At 55.5% G+C, this 15,368-nt stretch carries 17 protein-coding genes and 2 pseudogenes; 8 read left to right on the top strand and 11 right to left on the bottom strand.

Translation table 11 applies throughout. From position 1 onward, the window contains the following. Positions 1-18 precede the first annotated feature (18 nt). Positions 19-1,431 (top strand): amino acid permease, encoded by a 1,413-nt coding sequence (locus ACM6IK_RS12635; RefSeq protein ID WP_414874598.1) that lies wholly within the window; start codon positions 19-21, stop codon positions 1,429-1,431. Positions 1,432-1,585: 154 nt separating this feature from the next. Here the strand turns inward: ACM6IK_RS12635 and ACM6IK_RS12630 are convergent, their stop codons facing one another. The 5 genes from ACM6IK_RS12630 to ACM6IK_RS12610 form a co-directional block, all read right to left on the bottom strand. Continuing rightward, positions 1,586-1,792 carry a co-regulatory protein PtrA N-terminal domain-containing protein gene (locus ACM6IK_RS12630; protein WP_414874597.1) on the bottom strand — a complete coding sequence of 69 codons (207 nt, stop codon included), beginning with the start codon at positions 1,790-1,792 and terminating at the stop codon, positions 1,586-1,588. An 81-nt stretch (positions 1,793-1,873) separates the two neighbouring features. Continuing rightward, complete coding sequence (locus ACM6IK_RS12625; protein ID WP_414874596.1) at positions 1,874-2,527, bottom strand: hypothetical protein; 654 nt, start codon at positions 2,525-2,527, stop codon at positions 1,874-1,876. A 277-nt stretch (positions 2,528-2,804) separates the two neighbouring features. Continuing rightward, positions 2,805-3,083, bottom strand: a complete 279-nt coding sequence (locus tag ACM6IK_RS12620) for a DUF2790 domain-containing protein (RefSeq protein ID WP_414874595.1) — start codon at positions 3,081-3,083, stop codon at positions 2,805-2,807. A gap of 442 nt (positions 3,084-3,525) precedes the next feature. Then, entirely contained in the window at positions 3,526-3,801 is a 276-nt protein-coding gene (locus ACM6IK_RS12615) for a DUF3604 domain-containing protein (RefSeq protein ID WP_414874594.1), read from the bottom strand. Between the two features lie 486 nt (positions 3,802-4,287). Further along, positions 4,288-5,208 carry a universal stress protein gene (locus ACM6IK_RS12610; RefSeq protein WP_414874593.1) on the bottom strand — a complete coding sequence of 307 codons (921 nt, stop codon included), beginning with the start codon at positions 5,206-5,208 and terminating at the stop codon, positions 4,288-4,290. A gap of 267 nt (positions 5,209-5,475) precedes the next feature. Between ACM6IK_RS12610 and ACM6IK_RS12605 the strand changes: the two are divergent. After that, positions 5,476-5,655, top strand: a pseudogene (locus ACM6IK_RS12605) (NAD(P)-dependent alcohol dehydrogenase); the annotation flags it as partial. A 258-nt stretch (positions 5,656-5,913) separates the two neighbouring features. Then, positions 5,914-6,837 carry a universal stress protein gene (locus ACM6IK_RS12600; RefSeq protein WP_414874592.1) on the top strand — a complete coding sequence of 308 codons (924 nt, stop codon included), beginning with the start codon at positions 5,914-5,916 and terminating at the stop codon, positions 6,835-6,837. A gap of 54 nt (positions 6,838-6,891) precedes the next feature. On the opposite strand, the gene ACM6IK_RS12595 is transcribed toward ACM6IK_RS12600, so the two are convergent. After that, complete coding sequence (locus ACM6IK_RS12595) at positions 6,892-7,455, bottom strand: GNAT family N-acetyltransferase (protein WP_414874591.1); 564 nt, start codon at positions 7,453-7,455, stop codon at positions 6,892-6,894. A gap of 225 nt (positions 7,456-7,680) precedes the next feature. On the opposite strand from ACM6IK_RS12595, the gene ACM6IK_RS12590 reads away from it, so the two are divergent. After that, positions 7,681-8,592 (top strand): universal stress protein, encoded by a 912-nt coding sequence (locus ACM6IK_RS12590; RefSeq protein WP_414874590.1) that lies wholly within the window; start codon positions 7,681-7,683, stop codon positions 8,590-8,592. A gap of 85 nt (positions 8,593-8,677) precedes the next feature. Here the strand turns inward: ACM6IK_RS12590 and fnr are convergent, their stop codons facing one another. Next, entirely contained in the window at positions 8,678-9,421 is a 744-nt protein-coding gene (gene fnr / locus ACM6IK_RS12585; RefSeq protein ID WP_414874589.1) for a fumarate/nitrate reduction transcriptional regulator Fnr, read from the bottom strand. Positions 9,422-9,804: 383 nt separating this feature from the next. On the opposite strand from fnr, the gene ACM6IK_RS12580 reads away from it, so the two are divergent. Beyond that, a complete protein-coding gene (locus tag ACM6IK_RS12580) occupies positions 9,805-10,689 on the top strand; it encodes a universal stress protein (RefSeq protein ID WP_414874588.1) in 885 nt (294 codons plus the stop codon). 71 nt (positions 10,690-10,760) lie between these two features. On the opposite strand, the gene ACM6IK_RS12575 is transcribed toward ACM6IK_RS12580, so the two are convergent. Beyond that, positions 10,761-11,186, bottom strand: a complete 426-nt coding sequence (locus tag ACM6IK_RS12575) for a potassium channel family protein (protein WP_414874587.1) — start codon at positions 11,184-11,186, stop codon at positions 10,761-10,763. A gap of 360 nt (positions 11,187-11,546) precedes the next feature. On the opposite strand from ACM6IK_RS12575, the gene ACM6IK_RS12570 reads away from it, so the two are divergent. Together ACM6IK_RS12570 and ACM6IK_RS12565 are read left to right on the top strand one after the other, a co-directional pair. Continuing rightward, on the top strand, positions 11,547-12,467 hold the full coding sequence (locus ACM6IK_RS12570) for a universal stress protein (protein ID WP_414874629.1): 921 nt from the start codon (positions 11,547-11,549) through the stop codon (positions 12,465-12,467). Between the two features lie 98 nt (positions 12,468-12,565). Beyond that, a pseudogene (locus ACM6IK_RS12565) lies at positions 12,566-12,889 on the top strand (MBL fold metallo-hydrolase); the annotation flags it as partial. A gap of 182 nt (positions 12,890-13,071) precedes the next feature. On the opposite strand, the gene ACM6IK_RS12560 reads toward ACM6IK_RS12565, so the two are convergent. The 3 genes from ACM6IK_RS12560 to ACM6IK_RS12550 all read right to left on the bottom strand — a co-directional run bounded on the left by ACM6IK_RS12560 (position 13,072) and on the right by ACM6IK_RS12550 (position 14,804). Then, a complete protein-coding gene (locus tag ACM6IK_RS12560) occupies positions 13,072-13,449 on the bottom strand; it encodes a c-type cytochrome (RefSeq protein ID WP_414874586.1) in 378 nt (125 codons plus the stop codon). 97 nt (positions 13,450-13,546) lie between these two features. Then, positions 13,547-13,999, bottom strand: a complete 453-nt coding sequence (locus tag ACM6IK_RS12555) for a thiol-disulfide oxidoreductase DCC family protein (RefSeq protein ID WP_414874585.1) — start codon at positions 13,997-13,999, stop codon at positions 13,547-13,549. A gap of 139 nt (positions 14,000-14,138) precedes the next feature. After that, positions 14,139-14,804 carry a LuxR C-terminal-related transcriptional regulator gene (locus tag ACM6IK_RS12550; RefSeq protein WP_414874584.1) on the bottom strand — a complete coding sequence of 222 codons (666 nt, stop codon included), beginning with the start codon at positions 14,802-14,804 and terminating at the stop codon, positions 14,139-14,141. A 203-nt stretch (positions 14,805-15,007) separates the two neighbouring features. Here ACM6IK_RS12550 and ACM6IK_RS12545 point away from each other — a divergent pair, with 203 nt between their 5' ends. After that, positions 15,008-15,295 (top strand): PilZ domain-containing protein, encoded by a 288-nt coding sequence (locus ACM6IK_RS12545; protein WP_414874583.1) that lies wholly within the window; start codon positions 15,008-15,010, stop codon positions 15,293-15,295. Positions 15,296-15,368: the final 73 nt, after the last annotated feature.

Below are 15,368 nucleotides of genomic sequence, written 5' to 3'. Positions count from 1 at the left end.
AATCCAGAGGACATAGAAATGACCGATAACTGCGGTTTCGAAACGATATCCAACCGTGAACACGGCTTGCGGCGTCAGCTGACGTCGGGGCAGATGAGCATGATCGCCATTGGCGGTGCAATCGGCACCGGGCTGTTCATGGGCAGCGCCTATGCCATCGGGTATGCGGGGCCGAGCGTATTGCTCAGCTATGCCATCGGCGCAATCATCACGTTGCTGTTGATGGGTTGCCTGGCGGAAATGACCGTGGCCCATTCGACCTCGGGTTCGTTCGGTGCCTACGCCGAATTTTATGTCAGCCCGCTGGCCGGGTTCCTGGTGCGTTATGCCTACTGGGCGGCGATCGTGCTCGCGGTCGGCACGGAAGTGACGGCGGTGGCGATGTACATGAAGTACTGGTTTGCCAACGTGCCGGAGTGGATCTGGATCGTCTCGTTCTCCAGCGTGCTGGTCGTGCTCAATGCCATCAGCGTGAAGACCTTCGGCACCTTCGAGTACTGGTTCTCGACCATCAAGATCGGCGCGATTGTCGGCTTCATCATCCTGGCGGTGTATGTGGTGTTCGGTTCCGGCAATCCGGACTACGGCGTGCACAATTACACCGCTCACGGCGGTTTCTTCCCCAACGGCCTGCAAGGGATGTGGATCGCGGTGATCGTATCGATCTTCAGCTACCTGAGCGTGGAGATGATCGCGGTGGCTGCCGGTGAGGCAAAAGACCCGGAGCAAGCGGTGAAGAAAGCCTTTCGCGGGACTATCGTGCGCCTGGTGGTGTTCTACCTGCTGACCCTGGCGTTGATGCTGGCGATCGTGCCCTGGGTCCAGGCAGGCAATGCCCAAAGTCCGTTCGTCACGGTGATGCAAGCCATCGGCATTCCCGGCGCCACCGGCGTGATGAATTTCGTGATCCTGATTGCCGCGTTGTCGGCGATGAACAGCCAGTTGTACATCACCACGCGCATGATGTTCAGCCTGTCCCGTGCCGGCTACGCGCCAAAATCCATGGGTGCGTTGAGCAAGACCGGGATCCCGTTGAACGCGCTGTTGCTTTCGAGTTCGGGTATCGCCCTGGCGACGTTGCTCAACATCCTTTACCCGGAAAGTTCGTTCACCCTGATGATGGCGATCTCGATGTTCGGCGCGATCTTTACCTGGTTCATGATCTTCCTCACGCACTTCTGTTTCCGTCGTTTTCACGAACGCAATGGCAACCGCAAACTGTCGTTCCGCATGCGTCTGTTTCCCTACAGCACATTGCTGGGGCTGGTGCTGATGGGGGCGGTGATGATCACGACCTATTTCACTGAGGCCTTCAAGATGACTCTGGTGTTCGGTGTGCCGTTCCTGCTGGTGCTGTCGATTGTCTACGGTATTTTCTTCAGGAAACCCAGGGCGGTCACGCGTCAAGAGCGAAAAATACTGGCCCCATAAAAAAATGCCCGTATCTCACGATACGGGCATTCTTCAACCACGACACTTTTGTGTAAGCGGGATTTGTGTCAAACAAGCAAAAGCAGCACATTGGGTGCTGCTTTTGAGGCTTGAGGCCGCACATTTCTGTCGGCCCGGGGACGCGCTATACGGATCAGCTGTTGCTGCGATCGGCTGCCTTGGCCTTGCTTTGAGCGACAGCGGCTTCAGCCTTCTGTTTCTGGGCAACCTGGAAGGCTTTCATCGAGACTGTCCGGGCCGACTCCATGCGTGCGACGGTCCGGTCACCGCCACCGGTGGCCATCGCCAGAGAAGAAGCGGTCAGGGTGGCGACTACGAAGAGAACTTTCATGGATTTCATTTGGGTATCCTCAAGTGAAGTTTGTTAACGGTTAAAGCGGAATTCATTGGCGAGCGCTGAACGTCCTTGTTCAACCGGACTTCACCAGCCAGCCAGGGCGGCGTTGCCTGGTGTCGCGGTGCCTTGCTCCAGGCGCGCTTGGGTGTCTTTGTCTTTGGCCCAGGCAGTGAGCAGTAGCATCATCCCGAACCCACCGACGATGAGCACCGGATAGGCTGCCAGCAATTCCAGCAGGGAGTACTTCCAGGCCAGCGGACGACCCACACCCAGCATGGCGGCATAGAACCACGACACGCCAGAGAACGCGCCCGAGAACAGCGCCAGCATGCGCAGGCTGAAGGAGAGTTTCAGTAACGAACCGGCTTTTTTCAGCGCCGGCAATACAGCGCGATGCAACACGAAGCCGTTAATGGTCAACAGCACAACGATGCCGATCTTGGCTTGTATTTTTGGGTTGAGGAAATACTCCATTCCCTTGCCGGCATAGTCGATCCCGACAATGGCAATGCCCGTAATCCAGAGCACCACAAGTGCAAGCGATACGGTTTTTTGAAGACTGTCCATGTGCGCGTCATCATGCTGACTCGACACATCGCCCTTCAGGAGTTGCTTGACCATTGCAATGTCACTGGTTAAAACCAGTCCGATTGCCACGCAGCAGGCGATAAGATGGAAATATACAACGCCCAAGCGCAAATATTCCACGGTGGACGAAGAAAACATACTAAGTTCCATGGTTACCTCTTGGATTCAATAGTGAATCGACTTGGCTATCGGCACGGCATAATTGGCGTTTACCGTGGCTGATTGCAGTTAAGACTCAGCCATGACGATTAGTTAATCTTGCGGCATTACGCTGCCAAGATAAGAGTGACGCTCGCGAATGAACTTTTAATCATTCGAATGTTTTCATTTTCAGGTAACAACAAACATCATCCGCACGGGGTGCCTATGAAGTTTGACTTCCGCTTGTGGGGCGCAGGCGAGGCCCGGAACCCTATCGGCGAGCGGATCAGGCAATGCTGGTGGGGTCGGCGGGGCTTGCACCCCATTCGAGGAAGCGGATCTTGTGAATCTCGCCCTCGCTGTCTTCGTAGACCAGGGTCACCGGCACCATGCCGGTCTTGTCGGAGGTATCGGTGCGCTGCAATACCCGTTTCACATCGATGTCCATTCCGTAGTGGTATTCGACGGCCGAGACATGCGCGCCGGGTTCCAGCAGGCTGCTCTGGTCGAAGACACTGGGTGCGAGACTGGAAATCACGGCACTGACAATTGTGGTGATGCTCATAAGGCTGACCTCTTTTGTAGTTCGCTTGACGAGGACCTAATGTGACACACGGTGAGAGTGAAGTTCACCACACCGCGACGAACGTGCCCGCCTGAAAAGCCTGTAGTGGCTGCAAACTCCCGGCAATTCCCCGCGCTTGACGCCTCTCGACCGTTCGTCCTTAAACCCCCGTATTTGTTGGGTAAAGTCCGTTTTTTAAGGAGGTCATGACATGTCATGACGGATTTTTGCGCGGTGGTTGTGACAGTACGTGGACCGAAAACGCCAGCTATCGAGCCAGGGGGAAATGTAGGGTATTGGCCGTTTTGTGCCTGTCACGACCGGCTGAAAACGACTCGAAGCAGACTTCCATCGATGCCTGCTTTCGGTAACAGTGCCCATTCAAGTATCAATGTCTGGATTAGTACATTGGGGCCGATTCGCGAACAGCTTTCTTTCTGAACTACGGCAATATCACCAGGCCTTGGCCTTCTGTGCCATAGACGATCTCGAACGTCTGGCCGTTTTTGCTCCAGCCCTTGATGATCTGGATTCGGTCGAGGTTGCCATCGTCGACATCCTTGACCGCCCACACCACGAAGGACAGCGACTGTTTACCCTGTTTTGCCGGCAAGTCGCCGCCCATGGCATCGAAGATCAATTCACGGGTGTTCTCTTCGGCCCAGACACCGGCCAGCACCTCGTTGCCTTTTTGCGTTGATCGTCCATCCAGCCCCACAAATCCTCCGGTTTGTCCGAATCGAGGGCTGTGAAGGGCAGGTTCGGCACCTTCTTCGAGTCGCGGGAAAACACATTTTGGCCGGCTGCAGCCCTTCGCGCGGGCAGCAATCGATTCATCTGTCGATATGCGCTGAGATTTTTCTCAACGCATGCAGAAATGCTGCCTTTCGCAATCAAGGCAGAGCATAGAGCTTGAACAGCATCCGGTGCGCGATTGATGTCTGTGCGCCAGGTCGGGCCGGTTTTAGCGACTTCACCTTACCGTTGGCTTTGTCACCGTGCTGGGTACTGAATGGGGCAACGTCAAGTACATACCCCAGTACCACCGACTGACTGTTTTGCATCCGTTCAGGAGTGTTGGCTTCAGCAACAGATGGCCTAATGCTGGTAGTTACGCAAGAATCAAATTGGCAGCTTTGGTCAGTTGAGCGTTCATTCCTCATTCTCCCATCACCTGTTTTTTTGATACGGCGTTATCCATCGTTCAGATTTTCTCTGGGGAAACCACCCACACGCTGCAGGGCAACTTGTACAGCAGATGTTCCACCGTACTGCCAACTAACCGCTCCATGCCGCGGTGTCCAACACGTCCCATGACAATCACATCGGTGTCATAGATCCCGGCGTAGCTGGATAGCACCCTGGCTGGATTGCCCATGATCATATGCTGGCGCTCTGGCGGGATACCATTGCGCTCAGAAAGGTTTCGAAACGCATCAGCCTGTGCGTCGAACAGGGTTTTGGCTTTTCCCGAGGAAAAAAACGCCGAGCCATTACTGAAACCGAATTCGTCCGCACTAATGCTGGAAAGGTCGTGGGCGTAGATCACGTCCAGTTCCGCATTGCAGGTGCTCGCCAGTTTGGAGGCCTCATGCAGAATTCTGTCGTTGAAGCCTTCGTATTGGTCATCGGAATGGAAAGGGTCGACGGCGGCGACAATCTTGCGCGGCAAAACGTTGTGCAAATGACTGACAAAATGCAGTGGCACTGGGCATTCGCGCAGCAGGTGGATATCCAATGGCGTAAACATCAGGCGTGAGAGAAGTGATTCGTGCTCCAAGGCCTTGATCAATGCGGCCATCGGCTGTTCTTTGAGGTGAATGAGGATTTCCTGCAAGGGCCTCTCTACCCAGACGACTTCAGTGGTCACGTGCACACCGATCTTGCGCAAGGGGCGGGCCTGGTCTTCGAGCCACTGGCGATGGCGCTCGACATAACCCAGCCGCATCTGTTCCAGCGTCTGTTCGTTGACCATTGCGGCAGTCGCCAGCCCTTCAAGATAATCGAACGCCACGATGTGCAGGGCAGCACCTGAAGCCTTGGCCAGGGCGGCGGCCCGGTCGAAGGCGGGGCTGTTTTCCATTAACGGCGAGACGACCAGCATGAAACGTGATTGATCGGACATGACAGATCTCCGGTAGGTAGTCGCTTGCCTCAATGGCTGCGGTGTTATTGGGCAGTGAAGCCTTGTACCTAGCCTGCCGATGTTCGGGGCGCCAGGGTTGATCTTTGTCAAATCGAGGGGAAAGGATGGTATTGCGTGACGTGCGGTAATCCGGGCTTCGTCCCGTGACGAAATGGTTGACCATGATCAATCTTTCGTCCAGCGCCCCAGCGCAGTCTTTGGGCTCGTGCTGAACGTTGACTTTCGAACGGTAATGGAGGGATCACCATGGCAACGATGAGAGCGGCTGTTTTCGTTGAAAAGAACCGTATCGTGCTGGAAGACAAACCCGTCCCTGAAGTCGGACCGCTGGACGCATTGATCCGTATCACCACCACGACCATTTGCGGCACCGACGTGCACATCCTGCGCGGCGAATATCCGGTGGACAAAGGGCTGACCGATGGCCGTGGTGCAGAGCGGTGGTGTGGACCTGTCCAATATGGTTACCGTTACGCAGGTTGGCCTGATTCTGGGGGGCGGGCGACGCTTCGCCGCTTACGTAATCCCGGGCCAGGTGTTGCTGACCCTGGCGTTGTGGGCGGGGATGGGGCTGTTCTGAAGGATATCGCGCGCGCAACTGATAAAAATCAAGTGGTCGGAACAAGGCGCAATCAATCTGTGGTTCTACTCCTGGATTGAAATGGCCGTGTGCCAAGGTGCCCAATGTCGCAATCTCAGCGTTTACTCTTGATCGCTCCTTCAGCCATGACTCGGACACCAGCATTCGACCGGGCTGCTGCGCTTGCGCTCGCGATGCAATTGCCGTTACACATCATGGCATTCGACTATTCACAGGCCCTGGCGGTGGCCGGGCTGTTCGCCCCGGAACAATTCAGTCTGGCTCGGGACGGCTATCTGCAAACCCATCGACAATGGCTCGTGGAGCAGGCCGGATTGATGAGCAAGCATGGCATCGAGGTCACCAGCGAAGTGGTGTGGGTACAGCATCCATATGACGAGATCCTGAACTTCATCAATGACATGCCGCTGACGCTGATCATCAAGGACGCCCAGGAAGAATCGGTGTTCAAACGTGTGTTTTTCACTCCGCTGGATTGGCAGCTGCTGCGCGATTGTCCTGTACCGGTGCATCTGGTGACGACTGCGCTGAATGCCCGGCCACGCAACGTACTGGCCATCATCGATGTGTTGCGCGATGAAAATCAGGACCGTGTGTTCAACGACCAGATCATCAACGCCGCGGCGAAACTGGCCGCGGTCTGTGATGCCAGTCTTGAGTTGCTGCATGTGTATGACTGGACGGCTGTATACGTCCAGGACATGGGCTTTGCCGCATTACCGCTGGCTACCGGAGTTTATGAAATGCTGGGAACGGCACAGCATGAGACATTTACCGCCATCGCTGAACGTCACGGCGTGCCCCCGCAACGTCGTCACTTCATCGAGGGGGCACACGTGCCGGGTATCTGTGAATTCGCCTCGGGCCACCGTACCGATATCATTGTCATGGGCACGGTGCAGCACAAGGGCTTGAGCAAATTACTCGGAACCACGGCCGAGCAACTGCTGCATCGGGCACCGTGCAGTGTGTTGGCGATAAAGCCAGGAAGAATGCTGCAATCCTGAGGGCTTGACCGCCCCGCGATGAGCGGTTGGCCGGAACATCGTGCGGGCGATTTTCTACAGGTAAAGACGATGAATCACCTGACGGCTGTCGTCGGGATCATTGTGGGTTTCGAATCCGAGCGCCTTGGCCAGGTCGCGCATGGGGGCATTGCCGGAGGAGTCCACTGAATACATCTGGCGAAAGCCGTTTTTGCGAGCTGCCTTGATCAGGTGTTCCATCAGTAATGTGCCCAGTCCCAGGTGTGTCCATTCATCGGCGACCGTGGCGGCACATTCACACTCATGCTCGCGGGTGGCCGCGTAACGGCTGATGCCGATTTCGACCAGTTGCCCGTTGTCATGGACCAGGGCGATATAGGCCACACGCTGGTTATTGTCCGTGTCCATCAACTGATTGAGCATCGCAGCGCCGGGTTCATTGATCTGCGCGAGAAAACGCATGTGTCGGGATTCGGGAGACAGTCGTTTGATGAAAGCATATTCACGGTCGCGATCCTTTTCCGCCAGTGGCCGAATCAGCACGTGGCGACCGTCCCTGAGCGCTTCGATCCAGTATTGGCCGTCGACCGCAGCGTAGGTGGCCGCGGCCCGATCATTGTGGTCTTTGACGGTAAGCATGGGGGTGTTCCTCCAGTGCGCTTTGAAAGGTTGGCATTCGGTAAAAGAACTGCGTTTGAACCCTGTTCTACACCGCTGTCGGTGCTTGAATCTGATCTGGATCAGACACCCGTGTCGGCATCGTTGATTCGTGTGTGCTTGATGTAAATCAAACTGCGCACGGTGATGGAGTGCAGTCTTGAAACATGCCGGCACTGTATGACCGGAGTCGAACGGAGGTGTGTGATGGGGCAATATCAACGTTTTCTGCTGATCGCTGACCAGACCCTGCATCAGTCTCCTGCCCTACTGCGTGCCGTCGCCTTGGCCAAGGCCGCCGGAGCCGTACTGGATGTGCGGGCCTTTGTCGAACCGGCGCCGGTGGTTCATTTATGGCAAGAAAAAGTCGATGACGCAGAGCATCAGCGCTATTTGCGTCGCTACCGTCGCTGGGAGGCCGAAGAGCTCGATCGGCTCAGCGACTTGGGGCTGGAGGTGACGGTCAAAGCCGTCTTCACCACTCATCCGCTGCTGGACATTTTGAAGACGGTCGAAGATCTGAAGCCAGACCTGTTGATCAAGGATGTAACACTTGAGCCTGTGCTCAAGCGGGTGTTCATTACCCCGCTTGATTGTCACTTATTGCGTGAATGCCCGATCCCCGTGCATCTGGTCAACCACGTCCGCTACAGCTTGCCGCACAGGGTCGTAGCGGCAGTGGACCCGTTCGATCCGTCGACACAAATCAGCGGATTGAACGACACCATCATTCAGACTGCCAACGCCTTGGCGCTGCAATGCGATGCGCCGTTGCACCTGCTTTACGCCTATGATTTATCGCCCGCCTTCAACGGCGACGCGCCATTGGCCGGGGGCGGTTGGGGTGTGGATTTCAGCGAAGAGCTGCGTCAATCCTTGCACCAGGCGTTTGTTGCACTGGCGGAGCGCTACGGGGTGCCACCGGAGCGACGGCATTTCGTCATGGGACTGCCGGTGCCGGTGATCAGTGAGTTTGTCGAGCAATACCTGGCCGATGTCGTGGTGATGGGCACTGCGCATCGGGTGGGGCTCGACCGGTTGATCGGTAGCAACACAGAGCGAGCGCTGTACTCTGTGCCAGGCAGTATTTTGGTGGTCCGGTCGCGCGTCAGGGAATGAGCACTATCGCGCCGTTCAACTGACCTGAGCACAACAGCGCCAGCCAGAACCATGGCATGCCTGAAGATTTTCCAGTCAGCAGGTGTCAGCGGATGTTGCGATGGCAGCCTACGATCAGTTGCTTGAGCCCGTCCATGTTCAGGATGTTTACGTCGCGGCCGTTTATTTCCACCAGTCCCTGGTCACGCAGGTGCGCGATGCCCCGACAGATGGTTTCAAGGCGCAGGCCCAGGTAGGAGCCAATTTCCTCCCGACGCATTTTCAGCACAAAGCTGCTGGATGAATAACCGCGCGCATTCAAGCGCTGCGACAAATTCAGCAAAAAAGCGGCCAAGCGTTCATCCGAGTTCATGTTGCCCAGCATCATCAGCATGTCGTGATCGCGAACGATCTCCCGGCTGAGGATTTTGTTCAGGTTGTGCTGCAATGACGGCAATTCTCGGGCCAGCTTTTCCAGGTGAGCAAAATGGACCGGGCAAACCTCGCTGTCTTCCAAAGCAACCGCATTACACGCATGCAGCTCGGTGCTGATAGCGTCTAGACCAAGCATTTCGCCCGGGATCTGGAACCCCGTGACTTGCTCGCGACCATCGACCGAAAGCACGCTGGTCTTGAACGAACCGATTCGCACGGCATAAAGCGAACGCAACGGATCGCCTGCGCGGTAGAGTGCTGCGCCTTTTTTGACCTTGAATCGTTGAACGATCAGTGTGTCCAGACGTTCAATTTCCAGCCCGGTCAGGCCAAGCGGCAGGCACAGCTCCAGGACGCTGCAGTTGGAGCATGCAGACTTGAGGTTTTGACTTTGGATCGGCCTGGTTTCAGACATGCTCTAAATGCCCCCCGTATGGATGGGATAAGCATAGGTGCTGCCTGTCCAAACCACTTTTTGTTCCAAACGATTGTGGACGTAACAGACGAACGGGTAAAACACCCGTTCCGGCGGCTGGCTCCCATGCGCAATTCAGTTCATATGCAGTCTTTGAGACTTGATGCAAATCAAGTCGTGAGCGCTTCAGACTCTCAGAATCGAGGAAAAACCTGCTGGTTGCCTGATCCTTTGGCGGAGAAGTTCATGATCGATTATCTGAGTGCCGAGCAACTGCAGGGACATGACGTCCAGGCTGTGCCGGCAATGGACATTGATGGCCAATCCCTGTCGTCTACACAGAGGCAGTCTGCGTCGAATATCCACCCCACTGGAAATTAATCATGAGCCAGTATCAAAGCCTGTTACTGATCATCGACCCGGCCTTGCGCCATTCACCTGCCATGAATCGTGCGGCAGCGCTGGCCAAGGCCAGCGGCGCGAGTTTGCATGTCGCGGCGCTGATCCCCTCATTCAAATGGTTATCACTTCTTGAAGAAGGCGATCGAGAACTGGCTCGGGAGCGTTACTTGCAGGACCATCGTGGCTGGCTTAAGGCTCAGGCCGAGAATTTGCGTGGCAGGGGAATTGAGGTAACCACCGAGGTGGCTTGGGCTGAGGACATGAAGCAAGCCATCATTGATCACGTCACAGACATGCAGCCCGACTTGTTGATCAAGGAGGTTCAGCATGAGTCCGTGCTCAAAAGGGCCTTCTTCACTCCGTTGGACTGGCACTTGTTGCGCCACTGTTCGGTACCGGTTTATCTGGTGGGCGGGAGCGGCTTCGTTTTGCCCCGCAAGGTTGTAGCAGCGGTCGAGGTATCGGATGTCGAACCAGCCGACAATGAACTGAACGACCGAATCATCAAGCAGGCTTGCAGCCTTGCGATGCAGTGCAATGCCGAACTGCATTTGCTGTTCGCCTGCGATATCTCAGCCGCTTTTCTGGCGGACATGGGCGGCCTGGCACTTGCTGACCTGACCAAAGCGCTTCGCAGAGACCTGGAAAAGTCTTTCCTTGAGTTGGCAGGTCGGTTCGGAGTGCCCTCCGATCGTCGACATTTCATTGAGGGAAACCCGGTCACGGCGTTGAGTGAGTTTGCTAATGAACACAACGTGGATGTGATCGTGATGGGCAGAGTCCAGTCCCATGGGGTGGACAAGCTTCTGGGCAGCACGACCGAGCACATTCTGTATCAGGTGCCATGCTGCGTTCTGGCGGTTTAGATCGAGTCTGTACCAGACTTGAACCAGACCCTCAGTTCGACAGTTGAGTCTGATACGAGTCAGAAAGGGGATTATTTGCGCTTCCAGTACTTTTGCATCTCCAGAAACAGGAAGGATGCGGTCCATGTGATGAGCACCAGCCCGGTCAGGGCTTGCAGGCCGGTCAGGTATTTGAGGTTGCCCACCGGTGAAATATCGCCGAAGCCGATCGTCGTGTACGTCGTAAAGGAAAAGTAAACGCAGTCCATCAACGAACCGTCGAAGTTGCCCGTCAGGCTGCCCCATCTCCCTGAGTGCACCATCAGGTAATAGACCAGCGCAAAGCACCAGACCTCTATTGCGTGGGCCAGGAGGGCGCCGAATACTCCAACCACGATTCTGAACCGGCTCCACAGCTTGAGCCGGGGTAGCCAATCATTCAGGCGTAACAGGCATTCGTAGTGGATCACTACGGCGACGATGACCACCAGCGTATTGATCAGCGTGACTGCCAGCATGGCAAATCTCCAGCGATAGGGGAGGCGGTGAATCAGAGTGTTTCTACGCCAGGAAGCCGGAAAATCGTTGAGCTGAATCAACAAGGTTTTAAGTAATCCAAAATCAATCGTCCCGTTAACGATAGCTGCTGATTAGTTGATAAAAGTCAGGTCCCTCGCGGCACAACGCCAAATAATCAAACTACAGCTTTGCGGTCGCAACCAATCGACAGGACGCTTATGAAAACGTACTTGTTCGTTGTATTGCGGGATATTTTGCTGGCTGCAGTCACGAGCCTGCTCGAAGTCACAAGCGTTTGACTCAAGGCTTCGACAGCCAGGCGGGATTGCACTCAGGCAGGTTTCAGGGCGAGGTATGTGATGCTCAAACTCAAACGCATTCTATTGATAGCCCCCAGCGAAATGACCTTGACCCCGGCGTTTGAGCGTGCGCATGCCTTGGCTCGTGCAACCGGAGCCTTATTGCACATTGTCGCGTTCGATTATGTCCAGGTCCTGGCGGTAGCCGGTCTGCTTGACCATTACGCGATGGCTCAGGCACGAGAAGGCTATCTGCAGGTGCACCGTCATTGGCTGGAGCAGCAGGCCCGGTTTCAACGATGCGGCGGCATACAGGTGACCACCGAAGTGGTCTGGGCCAAGTCGAGCCTGATAAACCTGCTTGAGTACGTGAACGACTTTCATCCGGACCTGGTGATCAAGGACACCCATTATGTGCCGGCACTTGACCGGGCCTTTCACCGGCCTGTGGACTGGCGACTGCTGCGCGAGTGTCCGACCCACCTGCACCTGGTGACCAGCGCGAAAAATCCAAAACCCTTGAAAATTCTCGCGGCGATCGATCTGTCCCATTTGGAAGAGATGACGCAGGGTTTAAATGACCGAATACTTGACCTGGCCTCTACTCTGGCGGCCAGTTGCGGTGCCGAGTTGCACTTGCTTAACGTCAGTCGCTGGTCAGAGATAAACGATGTGCCGATGAGTGTGCCGACAGGCAGTCTGGGTGACAGTTTGAGGGACGCAATCGAAGATGCCCAACAAGAGGCTTTCGATGTGCTTGCCGAGCGCTATTGCATCAAGGACGCCCGTCGACATTTATTGACGGGCTCCCCCCACAAGGTCATCGGATTGTTCGCTCAACAGCATGCCTTCGACATGGTGGTGCTGGGCACGGCTTATCACCATGGGCCTGACCGGTTTATCGGCGATACCGCCGAGAGCGTGTTAAACCGGGCGCCGTGCAGTTTGATAATCGTCAAGCCGTTAGCCTCGCCCGATTGACAGCAACGCCGTCGAGCTGGCAGTTGATAAAAATCAGCTGGCCTTGAGCCAAAAGGAGCGATCAATAGCGTTCCCCTGAATGCGCAGGGAAAACGGCCATGCGAATCACATTTCCAGGTGCCGCAGGCATGGTGACAGGTAGTAAGTACTTGCTGGACCATCGCAACCAGCATGTGCTGACCGATTGCGGTCTGTTCCAGGGCTACAATCAACTGCGATTACACAATCGGGACCCGTTCCAGCTCCCGGTCAGCGATCTCGACGCCATTGTCCTGACCCATGCCCATCTCGACCACAGCGGCTATTTACCTGTCCTGGTGCGCAATGGGTATCGCGGCCCGGTCTACGCCACGCCCGCTACCTGTGAGCTGGTGAAAATTCTGCTGCTGGACAGTGGCCGCCTGCAGGAAGAAGAGGCTGATTTACCTGTCACGACTGCAGCCGATTGCTGCGAGATGCGAAGAACCACCCGAACTTGTATTAATCCGAGATTGTTCATTAGCGATGTGCCCGCGAGAGGTTTGAGGGCTCACCGGCATTGCCCCGCAAGCCCTCAAACCTGAAATGGCTCCTGGATTTCTGTGCCTGCCTCTCAACTCGAAAATCATCGGGTTTTTGAAATCACGCCACTCATGTATTGATTTAAATCGCGCAGATCTTGAATACTCCATGAGTGCGGCGATAGCTTTACACCATTCTCTCGCAAAGTTTTTGGAATCAAGTCTCCATTGGGACGAAGTATTATCGATGATACAATCACGCCCGGATAATCATTCAATCGTTTTTTGAAAGTGGATGTTGTTAGATCAGGTGCAGGAGGATTGCTTTTATTAGCCAATGGTCCTGTTGCTTTGAGATCTGTTCCGTGGCACATGGTGCATCGCTGTACATAGAGATTTTTTCCATTAACATTATCCGCGAAGGATAGTGATGTTTGAATTAGCGATAAAATTCCCAGCGACGCGATGAATGATATTTTCATTGTTTTTATCTTCCTTGATGGATCAGCAGCGTTTACAGGCATTTGGCGGTGATGCCAGATGTGCAACGGGTGATCCGGTTAATGCGTGTGCGGGCGTTCACAGGGGCGCTTTCAAAAAGCGCTGTTCATGATCAGGCTCCGGCAACAGGCACGTGTCGTATTTCCCGAAGAGCCGATAACGATTAAGCGCAATGCGGTCGTATGCCCAATTTCGAAGTTTGCGAGGGACGATGCGCAACAGGTTCACGGGGCGCCAGAGTGTGGAAAACTGGGCGATGATTTCGAAAAATGCATCCGAACGGTCCCAGTAGTGTCGGTCGCGGATCACCGCTATGGTGTCGAATTGATCCATGGGCAAACCTGCCCACGCGAGCAGAGCCTGCCCCTCGGGTGACTGAACCGCCGCCAACCGCACTCGCTGCTGGCGGTCATGGCGAATCACGAACTTCACCCAGCCATTGCACAGCTTGCAGACGCCGTCGAACAGGACCACCGTCTCTCCTGGATTGAGCAGTGGCGCGGGTGAGGGGCGGATTTGTGAGGCTGGCATAAGCGTGGGTCCAAGGGCGCCTGGTTATCCCGGATCATAACTGCGTGCCAGCGTTAAAGTCTGCATTTGGCTGTGGATTCAACCGGCCGATGCAAAACATCTGAATTCTGAGTCAGCAGAAGGCGTATTGCCGCAGTCCTCAGTCGCCTGTGGAAAGGCCATGCTTGTGTGCGTAGGCGTACAGATCTACGCGGTTCGTCAGGCCCAGCTTGCTGTAGATCGATGTTAAATGGTTACGTAGCGTGTGCTCGCTGATATGCAGCTTCTCGGCCACCAGCTTGCCAGGGGCTGAGGGGTCGCTGGCCAGCGATGCAATGGTTTGCTGCTCGCGGCGCGTCAGCTTGGCGATTTTGTGTTGCTCCGGGCCTACATCGCGCTCGGCTTTCTTGCGCGCCAGTTCAAGGAAGATACGGCTGGTCGCATTGCGGTCAATCCAGAGTTCGCCGTCATGCACTTTTTCTATGGCTTTGAGCAATGTCGATGCGGAGGCCGACTCCCGTTTGTCCACCACGCCACGTGCGCCCGCCAGCACCGCTCTGTCATGCAGCGCCACGTCGCTCGACCCTGTCACTACCAGAATCCTGGCTTTGGTCTGGCTGTGCAAGTCGATCAGCGACTCGATACAGTCCTCGCTGTCCAGATCCAGTACCACCACATCTGGCGTGTATTGGTGCAGCGAAAGCAGGTATTGCGCCACCGACGACACCGAACCCGCCAGCATCAATCTCGGTTGAGCGCTTTCCACCAGACGCTCAAGACCCCAGGCCACGAGCGGTAGTGCTACTAACAGGACTTGAATTGGCATGCAGGTCGCTGCCTCTTTAGACGGGTTGTGTTAGCTGATCATGATAGCAATCGTTGCAGCCTGTAGCTTTTTTCTATAGCGCTTCAGGCACCCCCTCCCATGACATTTGTCCCGTAAAGCCCTGTTTTCATGGCTGATTGACTCCCAGAAAAAAGGGATAGCGCTCCCATGTATAAAACAGCGGTCGTTTTTAGACTGCAGCCATGAAAGGCACCTACCGAGTTGAGCCCCGTGAGCAAGTCACCCTGTCGCTGCAACTGATCGGCGGGGGCAACGGTGTCACCCGTGACATCAGCGCCTGCGGTTTGTATTTCGAAACCGATAGTGAACAGCAGGTGGATAGCTTGATTGACTTCGAGATCGAGCTCGACACTCCCGGCGGCCCCATGAAATTCAAGGCTCAAGGACAAATCGTGCGCATTGAACCACTGGGCGGCAGGACCGGGGCGGGCGTGAAGCTGCTGGCCAGCCGGCTGGTGCCGGTGGAATGAGGTTTTCGTGGGTTGAGGAAGAAGCGGGTTGTGGCTGTTAGCGGCCCACGGCGGTTTTTTGCTCAGAGTGACA

The sequence above is a fragment of the Pseudomonas sp. IT-196MI5 genome, from assembly GCF_949767415.1.
Lineage (GTDB): Bacteria > Pseudomonadota > Gammaproteobacteria > Pseudomonadales > Pseudomonadaceae > Aquipseudomonas.
The sequence above is the reverse complement of the archived record's forward strand: the minus strand, read 5'-3'. Positions and strand labels throughout refer to the sequence as shown.